Here is a 15,214-nt window from a genome sequence, read left to right on the forward strand (position 1 = left end):
TTCGACATGCTGCATTTGTCCCGCCTCACCTCGCTGGCCCTGACGATCGCCCTCGTGATCGGCGCGCCCCTGGCTTTCGCTGCGCAACCCGCGCCGGCGACGACCGCCGCTACGGCCGCCACCACCAAGGCCCCGCTGCCGTTGGATGAATTGCGCACCTTTGCCGAAGTCATGGACCGGATCAAAGCCGCGTACGTGGAACCGGTGGACGACAAGATGCTGCTGGAGAATGCCATCAAGGGCATGCTCAGCAACCTTGACCCGCATTCGGCCTACCTCGGCCCTGAGGATTTTGCCGAGCTGCAGGAAAGCACCAGCGGCGAATTCGGCGGCCTGGGCATCGAAGTCGGCAGCGAAGACGGTTTCGTCAAGGTGGTCTCGCCGATCGACGATACGCCCGCCTCCAAGGCTGGCATCCAGGCTGGCGACTTCATCGTCAAGATCAACGGCCAACCGACCCGTGGCCAGAGCATGACCGAAGCCGTGGACAAGATGCGCGGCAAGATCGGAGAAAAGATCACCCTGACCCTGGTGCGCGACGGTGGCACGCCATTCGACGTGACCCTGACCCGGGCGGTCATCCAGGTCAAGAGCGTGAAGAGCCAACTGCTGGAGTCCGGCTACGGCTACATCCGCATCACCCAATTCCAGGTCAAGACCGGCGAGGAAGTCGCCAAGGCCCTGGCCAAGATGCGCAAGGACAACGGCAAGAAGCTCAACGGCCTGGTCCTGGACTTGCGCAACAACCCCGGCGGCGTCCTGCAATCGGCCGTGGAAGTGGTGGACCATTTCATCACCAAGGGCCTGATCGTCTACACCAAGGGCCGCATCGCCAATTCCGAGCTGCGCTTCTCGGCCACCGGCAACGACCTCAGCGAAGCCGTGCCACTGGTCGTGCTGATCAATGGCGGCAGCGCGTCGGCGTCGGAGATCGTCGCCGGTGCTCTGCAAGACCAGAAGCGTGGCGTCGTCATGGGCACCACCAGTTTCGGCAAGGGCTCGGTGCAAACCGTGTTGCCGCTGAACAACGACCGCGCCCTGAAGATCACCACCGCGCTGTACTTCACGCCCAACGGCCGCTCCATCCAGGCCCAGGGCATTGTCCCGGACATCGAGGTACGCAAGGCCAAGATCACCAGCGAGGCGGACAGCGAGTACTTCAAGGAAGCCGACCTGCAAGGTCACTTGGGCAACGGCAACGGCGGCGCGGACAAACCGACCGGCTCCGGCGCCAAGGCCAAGCCGATGCCGCAGGATGACGACTATCAGTTGGCCCAGGCCTTGAGCCTGCTCAAAGGGTTGAACATTACGTCCGGCCGCTGAGATGGGCCTGCGTTTCATCTTCGTCCTGTTGTGCCTGCTGGCGGGAGCCGTTGACGCGGCTCCCGCCACAGCGTCCCCGCCGCAGAAGGCTTACCTGAGCCTGATCATCGATGACCTGGGACAGAATCTGCCCCGGGATCGCCGTGTCCTGGCCCTGTCCGGTCCGGTCACCGCGGCAATCATGCCCGACACGCCCCACGCCGCCGAAATCGCCCGCGAGGCTCATCGCGCCGGCAAACTCGTCATGCTGCACATGCCCATGGACCCGGCCACCGGGCCGTTCGCCTGGCACCCGGAATTATCCATCGAAGAATTGGGCAAGCGCCTGGACGCCGCGTTTGCCGCGGTGCCCTACACCAGCGGTATCAACAACCACATGGGCAGCCGCATGACCGCGCAACCCCAGGCGATGGCATGGCTGATGGCGAACCTGCAACAGCGTCACAAGTTTTTCGTCGACAGCCGCACCAGCGCGCAGACCGTCGCCGCTGCCGAAGCACAAAAGATCGGCCTCGCCAGCGTGTCGCGGGATGTATTTCTGGATGACGAACGCACCGAAGCGGCTATCGCCGGCCAGCTTCAGGTCGCCATCGAACTGGCTCGGCGGCAGGGCTCGGCCGTGATGATCGGCCATCCCTATCCACAAACCCTCGCCGTACTCGAGCGCGAACTGCCCAAGCTCAAGGCCCAGGGCATCGAGTGGATCGACATCAAGTCGATGATCAGCCTGCGCAGCAACCGAGCGATGGCCGGGCATGGGAAGGATGGGGTTTATCGTTAGGCTTGGCGTCTCAGAGATAGCGCGCCATGATCGCGTCCACTTCGCCTTCCTTGCGCAGCTCATCCAGGGCCTTTTGCAGGCGGCTCACCACCTCGTCCGGCACGTCCTTGTTCAAGGCCAGGTAGAGCTCGGCACTGTTGAATCGCAGTACGGTCTTGAGATCGCTCACCCCCTCCTGACGCGCCAGATAACGCCCTGCCGGGTCGCCGGTGGCCCATAGGTCTATCTGGCCGTTGACGAGTTTCCTGGCGTTGTCCTGATCGCGCAACACGACAATTGGCCTGAGCCCCTGTTTGGCCAATGTTTCGGCAATTGCATCGCCCTTGTAGGCACCAATCCGGTACTGACGCGCCTGCTCCAACGAGTCGAGGGCAATCTTGCTGTCGGCCTTGGCGAGCATGATCCAATCGTCCGGGCCGATGGGGCCAACCCATTTGAAGAGCTTTTCGCGCTCAGGCAGCCGAGCCGTTACAAACACCCCATAACCGGGTTTTTCCAAGGCAAGCTTGTAGATTCGTTCCCAGGGGAAACGCAGCGTCAGGCTGTAGGAAATGTCAGCTCGCTTGAATATCTCGCGGACGATGTCCACCGCAATGCCATGAATGTTTTCGTCCTGGGCGAAGTTCTTGCCGTTCTTCGCCATGTTGTAGGGCGGAAAGTTCTCCGTCAGCAATACCAGGCCAGCATCGCGGCCGTCCCCGGCCTGCGCCCCGCTCATGAACAGCAGGAAAGTGCTGGTAAATACAACAAGAGCGCGTTTGAACATATCTGATTGTCCGGGTCCATGGCGTATTCCAGAGTGCCTTGGGCCTGCCGGCATGTCTACTGTCGTTTTTCACGACAAACACCCAACCAAACAGGATGCGCGCAAACGCAACCTTGGCGGAGGTAATTAGTTACCACCTTCCATCACGCCGAGGCTGATTAATTAGCGAAGCCGGCCAAGACCGGCCCCAATTAATCAAAGGCATGACTCAATGAAAACGATCTACTTGTTACTGGGCGGTTTGCTTTGCCTGTCTGGCGCACTGAGCGTTGCACACGGCAAAGATTATGGCGAAGGGGTTCAGAACTTCACCGACTCAAAAATCCTGAACAACAAGGACGGCTCACATGACCATTGGCAGGGTATCGGACGCTTGTACACAATGAACGGGCGTTGTACCGCGGCGCTTCTCGATACCCAAGACGTTACGGGGTCACCGCCCACGCCCGCCTACGTGCTTACCGCGGGGCATTGCACCGAGTTGACCAACGCGAACATCGTTACCAACAAGCCAATACAAGGCTTCATGCAGTTCAACTATTTCGCCGATACCGCACCCTATCTTACTTATCCATTGAAAAAAATTGCCTGGAGGAGCGTTCAAGGCGTAGACATTGCAGTCATTGAACTGGACGTCAGCCTGCAAACTTTGCTCAAGGAAGGGATACGGCCACTGGGCCTGGCCACTGAGCGCCCCGTCGACGGGACGGATGTCCTGATCGTAGGCGCACCAGTCCACGAGCAGGACACGCTGCGATTGGCCGCCTGCACACTGCAACCTGCCCAGGAGATTGTGGAAGGCCGGTGGGTCTGGCGTAACACGCTGATGACCCGCTGCAAGGATATAAAAGGTGGCGGCTCTGGCAGCCCGCTACTTGATCGCCATACCAACCAGATCATCGGCGTGATAGGCACGGGCAACCTGACCGCCCAAGCCTACCCCTGCGAACAGCACGCTCCATGCACGCCCGACGGCGGACACTACAAGGCCATACTGGGCAATATATACGGTAATGCGACGAACTATCTCAGCGGCTGTTTTGTACAGGGCCGCCTCGTTCAAGGCGCGACTTCTTTCTGTCCGCTCTATCCGGTCTTTTCCGTCAGTGCCCCAGCGGACAGCCCGCAAAGGTACAGAAGAGCGGGAAAAAAGGCCAACGGTAGCGCAGATATTCCGAACTGGAATTACAAGTTCTCCATCGACACGCCTTTCTACCGTCATAAAACCGTTCAAACCGCGAAGGACTGCCAACAAGGCCCAGGCTATAGCCAAACAATAAGTGCCAAGAATGCCTTTATAAACACTGCAATAGGGGATCAGCCCGGTTTGTACTTCTTATGCATCCTGGGCGTGGGTTCCGCAGACCAACGCCCAGAAGAAGGGCTGACCAACAATGCGTTGTCCCTTCCGGTCGAAATTCTGGAAAACGCCCCGACAGCTCAGCCTGAACTGATGTTCACTACTGGCGTGCAAGTGTCGACAACGAAGAATGAGCAGCCGCATCGAACCTACGCTTACAAGTTCGGCCCGACAGGGGAGACAGACTGCTCAGACAAATCCGATTACGACACCAGCGAAGATATATATGCGTGGCTTGAAAATTCACACTTGCCTGGAAAGCTCTGCACCATTGCCTATGACATATCCAAACAAGCATCCGAGCCAAGGATGGACATCCTGAACCCTACCCCGCTCAGGGACGTCCAGCACTCGCCCTGATTCGCCCTCGGCTCGCCTGCCGGATTCTCGGCTTATCTGACGCAGATACCGCGCTGGGCCATGTAGGCCTTGGCTTCCGGCACGGTATATTCGCCAAAGTGGAAAATGCTCGCTGCCAACACTGCACTGGCATGGCCTTCCAGAATGCCATCGGCCAGGTGCTGCAGGTTACCGACACCGCCGGAAGCGATGACCGGGATGCCCAGGGCATCGCTGATAGCACGGGTGACGCCGAGATCGAAGCCGTTCTTCATACCGTCCTGGTCCATGCTGGTCAGCAGGATTTCTCCGGCGCCCAGGCCCTCCATCTTCTTCGCCCATTCGACGGCGTCCAGCCCGGTTGGCTTGCGCCCGCCATGGGTGAAGATTTCCCAGCGCGGGGTTTCGCCCGGACCGGAGACCTTCTTCGCGTCGATCGCCACGACGATGCACTGCGAGCCGAAATGCTCGGCCGCCTCGCCGACGAATTCCGGGTTGAAGACCGCCGCGGTGTTGATGGACACCTTGTCCGCGCCGGCATTGAGCAGGTTGCGGATGTCCTGCACGCTGCGCACGCCACCGCCCACGGTCAGCGGGATGAACACCTGGCTGGCCATGCGCTCGACGGTGTGCAGCGTGGTATCACGGCCGTCGACGCTGGCCGTGATATCCAGGAAAGTAATCTCGTCCGCACCCTGCTCGTCATAACGACGGGCGATTTCCACCGGGTCGCCAGCGTCACGGATGTTCTCGAACTTCACGCCCTTGACCACCCGGCCGTTATCCACGTCCAGGCAAGGGATGATGCGTTTGGCCAGCGCCATGATGAGTCCTCAGCCTTTATAGGAATCGCAGAAGGCCTGGGCCTCGGCGACGTCCAGGGTACCTTCATAGATCGCGCGACCGGTGATCGCACCGATGATGCCCGGCGCCCTGGCGTCGAGCAGTGCCTTGATGTCGCCCAGGTTGTGGATGCCGCCGGAGGCGATCACCGGGATCTTCGTGGCGGCGGCCAGGGCAGCGGTGAACGGAACGTTGCAGCCCTGCATCATGCCGTCCTTGGCAATGTCGGTGTAGACGATGGCGGACACGCCGTCGGCTTCGAAACGCTTGGCCAGGTCGATCACTTGCACGGTACTCACTTCAGCCCAGCCGTCGGTGGCGACAAACCCGTCCTTGGCGTCGAGGCCAACGATGACCTTGCCCGGGAAGGCACGGCAGGCTTCGGCGACGAACTCGGGTTCCTTGACGGCCTTGGTGCCGATGATCACGTAGCTGACGCCGGCCTTGACGTAGTGCTCGATGGTCTCCAGCGAACGAATGCCGCCACCGATCTGGATCGGCAGGTTCGGGTACCGTTTGGCGATGGCCGTGACCACTTCACCGTTGACCGGCTGGCCTTCGAAGGCACCGTTCAGGTCAACCAGATGCAGACGACGGCAACCGCCCTCCACCCACTTGGCGGCCATGCTCACCGGGTCATCGGAAAACACCGTGGAGTCTTCCATGCGGCCCTGGCGCAGACGGACGCAAGCGCCGTCCTTGAGATCGATAGCGGGGATAATCAGCATCTGGCAAACCTTCAAATACGAAAATTCAGCTTGGCTCGAAAATCAGTTTTTCTCGAGCGCCCACAAGTCGCTTTCGATGCTTTCGAACCTTTCCTTAAGGTGCGCCTGCACATCGAAAATCGCCCTGTTGTAATAGTGCGGAGCAATTTCGCGGGTAAACAGATCAAGAATTTCCGCCGCTTCGAACGAGCCAAGGTCCAGCTCGAAACGCTCCTCCATGAACCGCTGGATCTTGCGGTTCGCCTCACTTTCCTGCTCAGGCGTGAGAGTGAGGATCGGCGGTTTCTTGCGGGCCATTACCAGCGCCCGTCCCACGCCGCGAAGTTCTGCAGCAGTTGCAGGCCATGGGTATGGCTCTTCTCCGGGTGAAACTGCACGGCGAAGCGCGAGCCATCGGCCAGGGCCGCGGCGAAATCGACACCATAGTGACCGCTGCCCACCACCTGCCGGGCATTGCCGGCGGCGATGTAGTAGCTGTGCACGAAGTAGAAACGCGCGAGGTCCGGAATATCGTGCCACAGCGGATGGTCCACCGTTTGCCGCACTTCGTTCCAGCCCATGTGCGGCACTTTCAAGTGCTCGCCGTCTTCATGCAGGCCCTTGCCAAAGAATTTCACCTGGCCCGGGAACAGCGAGATGCAATCGACCCCGTCGTTCTCTTCACTGCGATCGAGCAAAGCCTGCATGCCCACGCAGATGCCGAGGAACGGGCGATCCTGGCTGACTTCGTGCACCAGCTTGTCGAAGCCCAGGCGCCGAATCTCGGCCATGCAATCACGAATCGCGCCGACACCGGGGAACACTACCCGGTCGGCTTCGCGAATCACGTCGGCATCGCTCGTGATCAGCACCTTGCCGGCGCCTACATGCTCGAGGGCCTTGGCCACCGAGTGCAGGTTGCCCATGCCGTAATCGATAACCGCAACCGTCTGCATTACAGGACGCCTTTGGTGGAAGGCATCTGGCCGGCCATGCGGTCATCGAGCTCGACAGCCATGCGCAGCGCGCGGCCGAACGCCTTGAACACGGTTTCGATCTGGTGGTGGGTGTTGTGCCCGCGCAGGTTGTCGATGTGCAGGGTCACGTTGGCGTGGTTGACGAAGCCCTGGAAGAATTCCTGGAACAGGTCGACGTCGAAGCCGCCGACGGTGGCGCGGGTGTACGGCACATGCATCTGCAGGCCAGGGCGCCCGGAGAAGTCGATGACCACGCGCGACAGCGCTTCATCGAGCGGCACGTAGGCATGGCCGTAGCGACGGATACCCTTCTTGTCGCCGATGGCTCTGGTGAAAGCCTGGCCCAGCGTGATACCGACATCCTCCACGGTGTGGTGATCGTCGATATGCAGGTCGCCCTTGCTGACGATGTCCAGGTCGATCAGCCCGTGACGGGCGATCTGGTCGAGCATGTGCTCAAGAAAAGGCACGCCGATATCAAACCGGGCCTTTCCGGTGCCATCCAGGTTGATCGAGGCTTTGATCTGGGTTTCCAGAGTGTCGCGCTCGACAGACGCCTTACGTTCGGCCATCACCAGCTCCGCAAAATCATTGGGCGAAAAAGGCAGCCATTATAGGGGCGCGAGCGCCAAACAGAAACAAAAGAGGTGACACCGCTGACGGGCTGAAACCGATGCGGCGGCGTTAGACATGTCCATACAAGTCTTCCAGGACTCATGAAAACAAATGTGGGAGCGAGCCTGCTCGCGAAAGCGGTGCATCAGAAGACATTGTTGTCGACTGACACGCCCCATTCGCGAGCAGGCTCGCTCCCACAGGGTTGGCCCGTTTCCAATGGATTCGGGCCTATTTTGGAGTGTCGCTTAGCGGAACAACACCGCCGTCTTCTGCAGGGTCACCCACACACCCCACGCCAGCGGAATGCCCACCACCAGCCAGGCGGCGATCGCCAGGGGCTTGGTGCCCGGTGCGGCTTTCCATTCCAGCGAAGTGGTGCTGTCGGCGCCCTTGTCGTGGCCCAGCGCTTGCTCTGCGGCCAGTTCGGCGTCGGTCATGAAGTACTTGTCGGCGACCGGGCGAACCAGCAGGTTGCACAGGAAGCCCAGCACCAGCAGGCCGGCGAGGATGTACAGGGTGATGTCATAGGCCGCGGCGCGTTCTACGCCGATGCTCAGTTGATATTCACGCAGGTAGTTCACCAGTACCGGACCCAGTACGCCGGCTGCCGCCCAGGCGGTCAACAGGCGACCGTGGATCGCACCGACCATTTGCGTACCGAACAGGTCCGCCAGGTAGGCCGGCACGGTGGCGAAACCGCCGCCGTACATCGACAGGATGATGCAGAACGCCGCCACGAACAGCGCGACGCTGCCCAGGTGGCCCAGGCTCGGGATCAGCGCATACAAGGCCACACCCAGGGCAAAGAACACGAAGTAGGTGTTTTTGCGACCCAGGTAGTCCGAGAAGGAGGCCCAGAAGAACCGGCCACCGATGTTGAACAGGCTCAGCAGACCGGTGAAACCGGCTGCAATGGCAGCGATCTGGCCCAGTTGCGCGGCGTCCAGCTGACCGAACGGCAGGTCGTTGCCGAGCAGTTTGCCGCCGAACACCTCCTGCAGCAGTGGCGAAGCCATGCCCAGGATGCCGATACCCGCGGATACGTTCAGGCACAGCACCAGCCAGACCAAACGGAACTGCGGGGTTTTCCAGGCAACGTTCACGTGAACGTGGCGATGGGTGATCATCGCGTTCGCGGCTTTTTTCGGTGCAGGATTCCAGCCCTCAGGCTTCCAGCCGGTCGGCGGAACGCGATAAGACAAGGCGCCACCGATCATGAACACGAAGTAGATCGCGGCCATCACCAGGAAGCTCTGCCATACGCCCACGTCGGTTGGCGTAGCGAAATGGCTCATCAGCGCTGCTGCCAGTGGAGCACCCACCATCGCGCCACCGCCGAAGCCCATGATCGCCATGCCGGTCGCCATGCCGCGCTTGTCCGGGAACCACTTGATCAGCGTCGACACCGGGGAGATGTAGCCCAGGCCCAGGCCGATACCACCGATGACACCGGAGCCGACCCACATCAGCCAGATCTGATGGGTATAGATACCCAGCGCCGAAATCAGCAGGCCACCACACCAGCACAGGGCCGATACCACGCCAGCCTTGCGCGGACCGGCATGTTCCAGCCAGCCGCCCCAGATGGCTGCCGAGCAACCCAGGAAAATGAAGAACAGGGTGTAGATCCAGCCGAGCATCGAGATCGGCCAGTCACATTGGGACGAAAAGACTTGCGAGATGAAGCTCATGTCCGGCGCGCAGGCTACCGGCTTGGTGATGCCCAAGGCCTTGGACAGCGGCAACCAGAACACCGAAAAGCCGTAGGCCATGCCGATGCACAGGTGAATGGCCAGCGCGGCCGGTGGCACCAGCCAGCGGTTGAAGCCAGGCTTGGCGATAATGCGTTCCTTGGAGAGGAACGCAGGCTGGTCGGCAACGCCGTCCGCCGTAATGCTCGTGCTCATTGTGTATCCCCCAGTTATTGGAATAGGTTCGCCAGCCACGCATCACCCTCAGTCTTCATTTGCACGCAGGCATGACTGTATTTTGCGGTGAAGCTCCATTTTGGTGCGGCATCACGTCGCACAGGGACGGGCGAACTGACAAAGGTTACCATTTGCTCGTGACAGAATAACCAAAGTGCTATCACCTTTTTTCTGTCATTCGTCTTATCGCGCCTCTTCCCACTTTCTGTAGGGCGTTATTCGTTTATTTTTCAGGAATCTCCATGCCCATCGTCGTCGAGCGTCTGAATGAAGCCACTCATCAGGATCATCAGGACCTGCAGAAAATCTACCAGGACGCCCCGGCCTGGCTGTTCGAGCCGTTCAGCGATGCCGGGCAGTTGATCAACAGTTGCCTGACGGAAGGTACGCTGATTGCGGCACGGTTCAACGACCGACTGCTCGGCGCCGCACGCCTGCAACGGCACCAGGACGCTTGGTACTTGTCTCACCTGTGCGTAAGAAAGGTTACCCGCCGCCGTGGTGTAGCCGAGCGCCTGGTGAGCGAGGCAAGGAGGATGGCTCGAGATGATGACGCCGGGCTTCGGCTCGAGGCACCGGCCGGGCATCTGGAGGTGCAGGCCTTGGCGGCGAAGCTGAAGTTGTCTCTCGATATTTGCTGACCTTTGTGGCGAGGGGATTTATCCCCGTTGGGGTGCGAAGCGCCCCTAAAACCAAACGCCGAGGTTTACCGACTGATCTGCATTGCTTGCATCAGGGTTGCTGCGCAACCCGACGGGGATAAATCCCCTCGCCACAGGTCTATGTCCGGCAGGTCTGCGGTAAGACAGATCACCCAACGCTCCACCAACCCGGGACGTTATACTCTCCGGTAAAATTTGAACTCAACCTACAAGGATTCGCCCATGAAAGCGTTCGGCAAAATCCTGGGTCTGGTACTTCTCGGGCTGTTGCTGATCATTGTGGCCCTGGGCTTTGCCCTGACCCACCTCTTCGATCCCAACGACTATAAGGAAGAGATCCGCCAGATAGCCCGCGACAAGGCCCACATCGAGCTGACCCTCAATGGCGATATCGGCTGGAGCCTGTTTCCATGGCTGGGTCTTGAATTGCACGAAGCCAGCGTTGCGACCCTGGCCAATCCGACCCAACCCTTTGCCGACTTGCAGATGCTTGGGCTTTCAGTCCGGGTGATGCCGCTGTTGCGCCGTGAAGTGCAGATGAGCGACGTACGGGTCGAAGGCCTGAACCTGCGGCTCAACCGCGACAAGAACGGTCATGGCAACTGGGAAGACATCGGCAAGGCGCCCGCCTCCACGACCGCAACGAAGGCGCCGGCGCCAACCGAACAGTCCGCCCCGCCGGCCAACGCTCCGACAGAGAAACCGGCCCAACCCACTCGCCTGGACATCGACAGCCTGACCGTGAACAACGCCCGGGTCGAGTACAGCGACGAGCAGACCGGCAAGCTGTTTACCGCTGAAAGTATCCAGTTGAGCACCGGCCCGATCCACGATTCCACCAATATCCCGGTTACCCTCACGGCTTTCCTGTCCAGCAACCAGCCGGCTGTTCGGGTGCGCACCGAGGTGACTGGTGAGCTGCGCTTCGAACGCGCACTGCAACGCTACAAATTCGAAGACCTGAAGCTGTCCGGTGAAGCCACCGGCGATCCGTTGCAAGGCAAGACCGTGAGCTTTGCGGCGCAAGGGCAACTGTTCCTCGACAAGGCAGCCAACGTTGCCGAATGGACCGGTATCAAGCTTTCCTTGAACCAGCTTCGCGCCCTCGGCGAGCTGAAGGTCAACGATCTCGACAAAACGCCGCAGCTGAATGGCGGCGTGTCGATTGCTTCATTCGACCTGGCCAGCTTCATCGACAGCATCGGCCAGAAACTGCCGGCGATGGCCGATGGCAGCCTGAGCAAGGTCGAGCTGGCGAGCCGCATTGCAGCCACACCGACCAGCGTCGAGCTCAACGACATCAACCTGAAAATCGATGAGAGCAATTTCAGTGGTCGCATCGCCGTGGAAGATATCGCCAAGCAGTCGCTGCGTGCCCAGCTCAAGGCCAACACCTTCAACGTTGATCGCTACCTGCCGCCAAAGTCCGCCGAAGCCAACAGCGCCAAGGCTGCCCGCGAGGCCGAAGTCAGCAACACCGAGGCCAGCGCCATGGCCGGTGCCGGCAGCACACCGCTACCAAGCGCCCCGACCCAGGGCGCTTGGAGCAACGATCGATTGTTCCCGGTGGAGCGCCTGAGCAAGCTCGATGTCGATGCCGACCTGAGCTTCGGCCAGCTGACCCTCGACAAGCTGCCCATCCAGAATGCCGCGCTGAAGGCCACCGGGCTCGGCGGCCTGTTGACGCTGGAAAACCTGCGGGGCGATTTGTATAACGGCAACTTCGAAGCCAAGGGCACGCTGGACGTGCGCCAGCCCACGCCGCAGTTGAGCCTGCAAACCCGCATCAACCGGGTACCGGCTGACAAGATCATCGAAAGCCAGGGCAAAAATCCGCCCGTCAAAGGCCTGGTGACGCTCAACAGCGCCATCACCGCCAGCGGCAACAGCCAGAAGGCCCTGATTGACAGCCTGAACGGCAATGCCGGGTTCGTCATCAACGACGGCGTGCTGCTCAATGCCAACCTCGAACAGCAGCTGTGCAAAGGCATCGCCACGCTGAACCGCAAGAGTCTTAACGGTGAACCGCGCGGCAAGGACACGCCGTTCCAGCAACTCGACGGCAACCTCACTTTCCACAATGGCGTGGCCAGCAACCCGGACCTGAAAGTGCGCATCCCCGGCATGACGGTCAATGGCAACGGTGACATCGACCTGCGCGTATTGGGCATGGACTACCGCGTCGGCGTCATCGTTGAAGGCGACAAGAGCGACATGCCCGACCCGGCCTGCCAGGTCAACGAGCGTTATGTCGATGTCGAGTGGCCGTTACGCTGCCGAGGCCCGCTGGAGCTGGGCGCGAAAGCCTGCCGCCTGGACAACGACGGGCTGGGCAAGGTCGCGGCGAAGCTGGCCGGCGACCGCCTCGGCGACAAGATCGACGAGAAGCTCGGCGACAAGGTCAGCCCCGAGCTCAAAGACGCGCTCAAGGGGCTGTTCAAGCGATGACATCCGAGCAGTTTTCCAGCGCCGTATTGGATTGGTTCGACCGCCACGGGCGCCATGACCTGCCCTGGCAGCAAGACATAAACCCGTATCGGGTGTGGGTCTCGGAGATCATGCTCCAGCAGACCCAGGTCAGCACCGTGCTCAATTACTTCGACCGGTTCATGGCCGCCCTGCCTTCCGTCCAGGCCCTTGCCGCCGCGCCGGAGGATGAAGTGCTGCATCTGTGGACCGGGCTGGGCTATTACACCCGCGCCCGCAATCTGCAGAAAACCGCGAAAATCGTCGTCGAGCAATACGGCGGCGAGTTTCCCCAGGATGTGGAAAAGCTCACCGAACTGCCGGGAATCGGCCTATCCACCGCTGGCGCGATTGCCAGCATCAGCATGGGCCTGCGGGCGCCGATTCTCGATGGCAACGTCAAGCGGGTGCTGGCGCGCTTTACTGCCCAGGAAGGCTACCCGGGCGAGCCCAAGGTTGCGAAACAGCTCTGGGCCACCGCCGAACGCTTTACCCCTCAGGATCGGGTCAACGCCTACACCCAGGCGATGATGGACCTGGGCGCCACGCTCTGTACCCGCAGCAGACCCAGTTGCCTGCTCTGCCCGCTGGAAAAAGGCTGCGAAGCCCACATGCTGGGCCTGGAAACCCGTTATCCGATTCCCAAGCCGCGCAAGGAAGTGCCCAAGAAACGCACCTTGATGCCGATGCTGGCTAACCGCGAAGGCGCCATCTTGCTTTACCGCCGCCCATCCACCGGTTTGTGGGGCGGTCTGTGGAGCCTGCCGGAACTCGACGACCTCGATGACCTGCAACACCTGGCCCTGCAACATTCGCTGGAACTGGGCCAGCAGCAGGCAATGCCAAGCCTGGTACACACATTCAGCCACTTCCAGCTGGCCATCGAACCCTGGCTGGTCCGGGTCCGGGAAACCGGCCATCACGTGGCCGAGGCCGACTGGCTCTGGTATAACCTCGCCACCCCGCCGCGCCTGGGCCTCGCCGCCCCGGTCAAGACGTTGCTCGAACGTGCGGCCGCCGTATTGAACGCAGGAGAGTTGCAATGACCCGCACCATCATGTGCCGCAAGTACAAAGAAGAATTGGAAGGCCTGGAGCGCGCACCGTTTCCCGGCGCCAAGGGCCAGGATATCTACGACAATGTCTCGGCCAAGGCCTGGGCCGACTGGCAAAAACACCAGACCCTGCTGATCAACGAAAAACGCCTGAACATGATGAATGCCGAAGATCGCAAATATCTTCAAGGGGAGATGGACAAGTTCTTTTCTGGCGAAGAATACGCCAAGGCCGAGGGCTACGTGCCGCCCTCCGAATAAGCTGCCCGGAGCGGGGGCGAATCGTAAGCGACGGTAATAGTTAAATATTTTTTGATAACTTGCTTGACGCCCCCCTGAAAAACCCGTTTAATGCGCCCCGTTGCCCAGATAGCTCAGTCGGTAGAGCAGGGGATTGAAAATCCCCGTGTCGGCGGTTCGATTCCGTCTCTGGGCACCAAATACCGAAAACCTCGATCAAGAAATTGATCGGGGTTTTTTATTGGCCGGGATTTCTTCCTGTGCCCTGTCGACTCAGTTACATTCGTCCGCCTCCCTCCTCCTGCATGCGAGTCGACATGGATATCACCGGCATCCCCTTCGGCACCACTGACTGGTCCACCATCGAACCCACCGAACACAAAGGCATTACCGGAACCGCTTACTGGCGCACGCAGCATTTCGGCACCGTTCGGGTACGGATGGTGGAATACACGGCCGGCTACCTGGCCGACCATTGGTGCACCAAGGGCCATATCCTGCTCTGTCTCAAAGGCGAGCTGAACACCGAGCTCGAGGACGGCCGGCAATTCCTGCTCAAGCCCGGCATGAGCTATCAGGTGGCCGACCAGGCCGAGCCTCATCGCTCCTCCACTCCATCCGGGGCGACGCTGTTCGTGGTGGATTGAGATTCGAAGCGTTCGCGTCGAAGCTGTAGGATAGATGGCCTTATTCATCAGGAATCCGACCATGTCATCGGCGAACAAACAGCAAAAACGCAGCCAGCGCGCCAAGGAAAAAGCCAAGAAGAATCGCATTCAGCGTGCCGCTGCGCCGAACGACTTCCTGGACCCGAACGACGAGCGCATCGACCTGGAAACCGTGGATCTGTCGGACCTGTTCCGCATCATGAGCGCCGCCGAGAAGGTCAGTCAGAAAGCCATGTGCGAAGCGTTCCTGGGCCATCCATTGCTGGCGCTCGTGCTGGAGCAGGAAGGCGAGGAAGAAGCGACCGACTTCATCATCACCGCCTTGATCGAATACCGTCGCCTGACCACGGGCGTCGATGAGCAGACTGCCCTGGATTGGGTGGAAAGCAAGCAGTTCCAGGCTGACTATGTGGCCGCATCCCAGGCGCTGACGCAAGGCCAAGGCTGATTTAATCAGCGACTGGCGATGGATCATACGCTGG

General features: G+C 60.5%; 16 protein-coding genes and 1 tRNA gene. 10 read left to right on the plus strand and 7 right to left on the minus strand.

The window, feature by feature from the left end; all coding sequences use genetic code 11:
* Window positions 1-6: 6 nt before the first annotated feature.
* Entirely contained in the window at window positions 7-1,323 is a 1,317-nt protein-coding gene (locus PSH78_RS24740) for a S41 family peptidase (protein WP_305497434.1), read from the plus strand.
* Between the two features lies 1 nt (window position 1,324).
* Window positions 1,325-2,104, plus strand: a complete 780-nt coding sequence (locus PSH78_RS24745) for a divergent polysaccharide deacetylase family protein (protein ID WP_305497436.1) — start codon at window positions 1,325-1,327, stop codon at window positions 2,102-2,104.
* A 10-nt stretch (window positions 2,105-2,114) separates the two neighbouring features.
* Here the strand turns inward: PSH78_RS24745 and PSH78_RS24750 are convergent, their stop codons facing one another.
* The gene (locus tag PSH78_RS24750; RefSeq protein WP_305497437.1) at window positions 2,115-2,870 is read right to left on the minus strand and encodes an ABC transporter substrate-binding protein; all 756 of its coding nucleotides are present in this window, start codon (window positions 2,868-2,870) and stop codon (window positions 2,115-2,117) included.
* A 211-nt stretch (window positions 2,871-3,081) separates the two neighbouring features.
* On the opposite strand from PSH78_RS24750, the gene PSH78_RS24755 reads away from it, so the two are divergent.
* Window positions 3,082-4,590: a serine protease gene (locus tag PSH78_RS24755; RefSeq protein ID WP_305497438.1), complete on the plus strand. Its 1,509-nt coding sequence runs from the start codon at window positions 3,082-3,084 to the stop codon at window positions 4,588-4,590.
* A 32-nt stretch (window positions 4,591-4,622) separates the two neighbouring features.
* Here the strand turns inward: PSH78_RS24755 and hisF are convergent, their stop codons facing one another.
* The 6 genes from hisF to PSH78_RS24785 all read right to left on the minus strand — a co-directional run bounded on the left by hisF (window position 4,623) and on the right by PSH78_RS24785 (window position 9,621).
* Entirely contained in the window at window positions 4,623-5,393 is a 771-nt protein-coding gene (gene hisF, locus PSH78_RS24760) for an imidazole glycerol phosphate synthase subunit HisF (RefSeq protein WP_305497440.1), read from the minus strand.
* Window positions 5,394-5,402: 9 nt separating this feature from the next.
* Complete coding sequence (gene hisA / locus PSH78_RS24765) at window positions 5,403-6,140, minus strand: 1-(5-phosphoribosyl)-5-[(5-phosphoribosylamino)methylideneamino]imidazole-4-carboxamide isomerase (RefSeq protein WP_305497441.1); 738 nt, start codon at window positions 6,138-6,140, stop codon at window positions 5,403-5,405.
* Between the two features lie 42 nt (window positions 6,141-6,182).
* Window positions 6,183-6,437: a DUF2164 domain-containing protein gene (locus tag PSH78_RS24770; protein WP_030141479.1), complete on the minus strand. Its 255-nt coding sequence runs from the start codon at window positions 6,435-6,437 to the stop codon at window positions 6,183-6,185.
* Complete coding sequence (gene hisH / locus PSH78_RS24775; protein WP_305497442.1) at window positions 6,437-7,075, minus strand: imidazole glycerol phosphate synthase subunit HisH; 639 nt, start codon at window positions 7,073-7,075, stop codon at window positions 6,437-6,439. Before hisH ends, PSH78_RS24770 begins: the two co-directional genes overlap by 1 nt.
* Entirely contained in the window at window positions 7,075-7,668 is a 594-nt protein-coding gene (gene hisB, locus PSH78_RS24780; protein WP_305497443.1) for an imidazoleglycerol-phosphate dehydratase HisB, read from the minus strand. The genes hisH and hisB overlap by 1 nt, the downstream gene beginning before the upstream one ends.
* A gap of 291 nt (window positions 7,669-7,959) precedes the next feature.
* The gene (locus PSH78_RS24785) at window positions 7,960-9,621 is read right to left on the minus strand and encodes an OFA family MFS transporter (protein WP_305497444.1); all 1,662 of its coding nucleotides are present in this window, start codon (window positions 9,619-9,621) and stop codon (window positions 7,960-7,962) included.
* Window positions 9,622-9,884: 263 nt separating this feature from the next.
* Here PSH78_RS24785 and panM point away from each other — a divergent pair, with 263 nt between their 5' ends.
* The 7 genes from panM to PSH78_RS24820 all read left to right on the plus strand — a co-directional run bounded on the left by panM (window position 9,885) and on the right by PSH78_RS24820 (window position 15,180).
* Complete coding sequence (gene panM / locus PSH78_RS24790) at window positions 9,885-10,283, plus strand: aspartate 1-decarboxylase autocleavage activator PanM (protein ID WP_305497445.1); 399 nt, start codon at window positions 9,885-9,887, stop codon at window positions 10,281-10,283.
* Between the two features lie 243 nt (window positions 10,284-10,526).
* A complete protein-coding gene (locus PSH78_RS24795) occupies window positions 10,527-12,752 on the plus strand; it encodes an AsmA family protein (protein WP_305497447.1) in 2,226 nt (741 codons plus the stop codon).
* Window positions 12,749-13,816: an A/G-specific adenine glycosylase gene (gene mutY / locus PSH78_RS24800; RefSeq protein WP_305497449.1), complete on the plus strand. Its 1,068-nt coding sequence runs from the start codon at window positions 12,749-12,751 to the stop codon at window positions 13,814-13,816. The genes PSH78_RS24795 and mutY overlap by 4 nt, the downstream gene beginning before the upstream one ends.
* The gene (locus PSH78_RS24805) at window positions 13,813-14,085 is read left to right on the plus strand and encodes an oxidative damage protection protein (RefSeq protein WP_305497451.1); all 273 of its coding nucleotides are present in this window, start codon (window positions 13,813-13,815) and stop codon (window positions 14,083-14,085) included. The genes mutY and PSH78_RS24805 overlap by 4 nt, the downstream gene beginning before the upstream one ends.
* A gap of 102 nt (window positions 14,086-14,187) precedes the next feature.
* A tRNA-Phe gene (locus PSH78_RS24810) sits at window positions 14,188-14,263 on the plus strand.
* A 118-nt stretch (window positions 14,264-14,381) separates the two neighbouring features.
* Window positions 14,382-14,711, plus strand: coding sequence for a DHCW motif cupin fold protein (locus tag PSH78_RS24815; protein WP_305497453.1), 330 nt, complete (start codon window positions 14,382-14,384; stop codon window positions 14,709-14,711).
* A gap of 61 nt (window positions 14,712-14,772) precedes the next feature.
* On the plus strand, window positions 14,773-15,180 hold the full coding sequence (locus PSH78_RS24820) for a hypothetical protein (protein WP_305497455.1): 408 nt from the start codon (window positions 14,773-14,775) through the stop codon (window positions 15,178-15,180).
* Window positions 15,181-15,214 lie beyond the last annotated feature (34 nt).

This window comes from Pseudomonas sp. FP198, assembly GCF_030687895.1.
Lineage (GTDB): Bacteria > Pseudomonadota > Gammaproteobacteria > Pseudomonadales > Pseudomonadaceae > Aquipseudomonas.

What these genes read in the sequence shown, in the direction of transcription:
- PSH78_RS24820 (WP_305497455.1), top strand. Translation starts at nt 14,773, where the DNA reads ATGTCATCGGCGAACAAACAGCAAAAACGCAGCCAGCGCGCCAAGGAA.
- hisH (WP_305497442.1), bottom strand. Translation starts at nt 7,075, where the DNA reads ATGCAGACGGTTGCGGTTATCGATTACGGCATGGGCAACCTGCACTCG.
- hisF (WP_305497440.1), bottom strand. Translation starts at nt 5,393, where the DNA reads ATGGCGCTGGCCAAACGCATCATCCCTTGCCTGGACGTGGATAACGGC.
- PSH78_RS24750 (WP_305497437.1), bottom strand. Translation starts at nt 2,870, where the DNA reads ATGTTCAAACGCGCTCTTGTTGTATTTACCAGCACTTTCCTGCTGTTC.
- PSH78_RS24815 (WP_305497453.1), top strand. Translation starts at nt 14,382, where the DNA reads ATGGATATCACCGGCATCCCCTTCGGCACCACTGACTGGTCCACCATC.
- mutY (WP_305497449.1), top strand. Translation starts at nt 12,749, where the DNA reads ATGACATCCGAGCAGTTTTCCAGCGCCGTATTGGATTGGTTCGACCGC.
- panM (WP_305497445.1), top strand. Translation starts at nt 9,885, where the DNA reads ATGCCCATCGTCGTCGAGCGTCTGAATGAAGCCACTCATCAGGATCAT.
- hisA (WP_305497441.1), bottom strand. Translation starts at nt 6,140, where the DNA reads ATGCTGATTATCCCCGCTATCGATCTCAAGGACGGCGCTTGCGTCCGT.
- PSH78_RS24795 (WP_305497447.1), top strand. Translation starts at nt 10,527, where the DNA reads ATGAAAGCGTTCGGCAAAATCCTGGGTCTGGTACTTCTCGGGCTGTTG.
- PSH78_RS24785 (WP_305497444.1), bottom strand. Translation starts at nt 9,621, where the DNA reads ATGAGCACGAGCATTACGGCGGACGGCGTTGCCGACCAGCCTGCGTTC.
- PSH78_RS24740 (WP_305497434.1), top strand. Translation starts at nt 7, where the DNA reads ATGCTGCATTTGTCCCGCCTCACCTCGCTGGCCCTGACGATCGCCCTC.
- PSH78_RS24745 (WP_305497436.1), top strand. Translation starts at nt 1,325, where the DNA reads ATGGGCCTGCGTTTCATCTTCGTCCTGTTGTGCCTGCTGGCGGGAGCC.
- PSH78_RS24805 (WP_305497451.1), top strand. Translation starts at nt 13,813, where the DNA reads ATGACCCGCACCATCATGTGCCGCAAGTACAAAGAAGAATTGGAAGGC.
- PSH78_RS24770 (WP_030141479.1), bottom strand. Translation starts at nt 6,437, where the DNA reads ATGGCCCGCAAGAAACCGCCGATCCTCACTCTCACGCCTGAGCAGGAA.
- PSH78_RS24755 (WP_305497438.1), top strand. Translation starts at nt 3,082, where the DNA reads ATGAAAACGATCTACTTGTTACTGGGCGGTTTGCTTTGCCTGTCTGGC.
- hisB (WP_305497443.1), bottom strand. Translation starts at nt 7,668, where the DNA reads ATGGCCGAACGTAAGGCGTCTGTCGAGCGCGACACTCTGGAAACCCAG.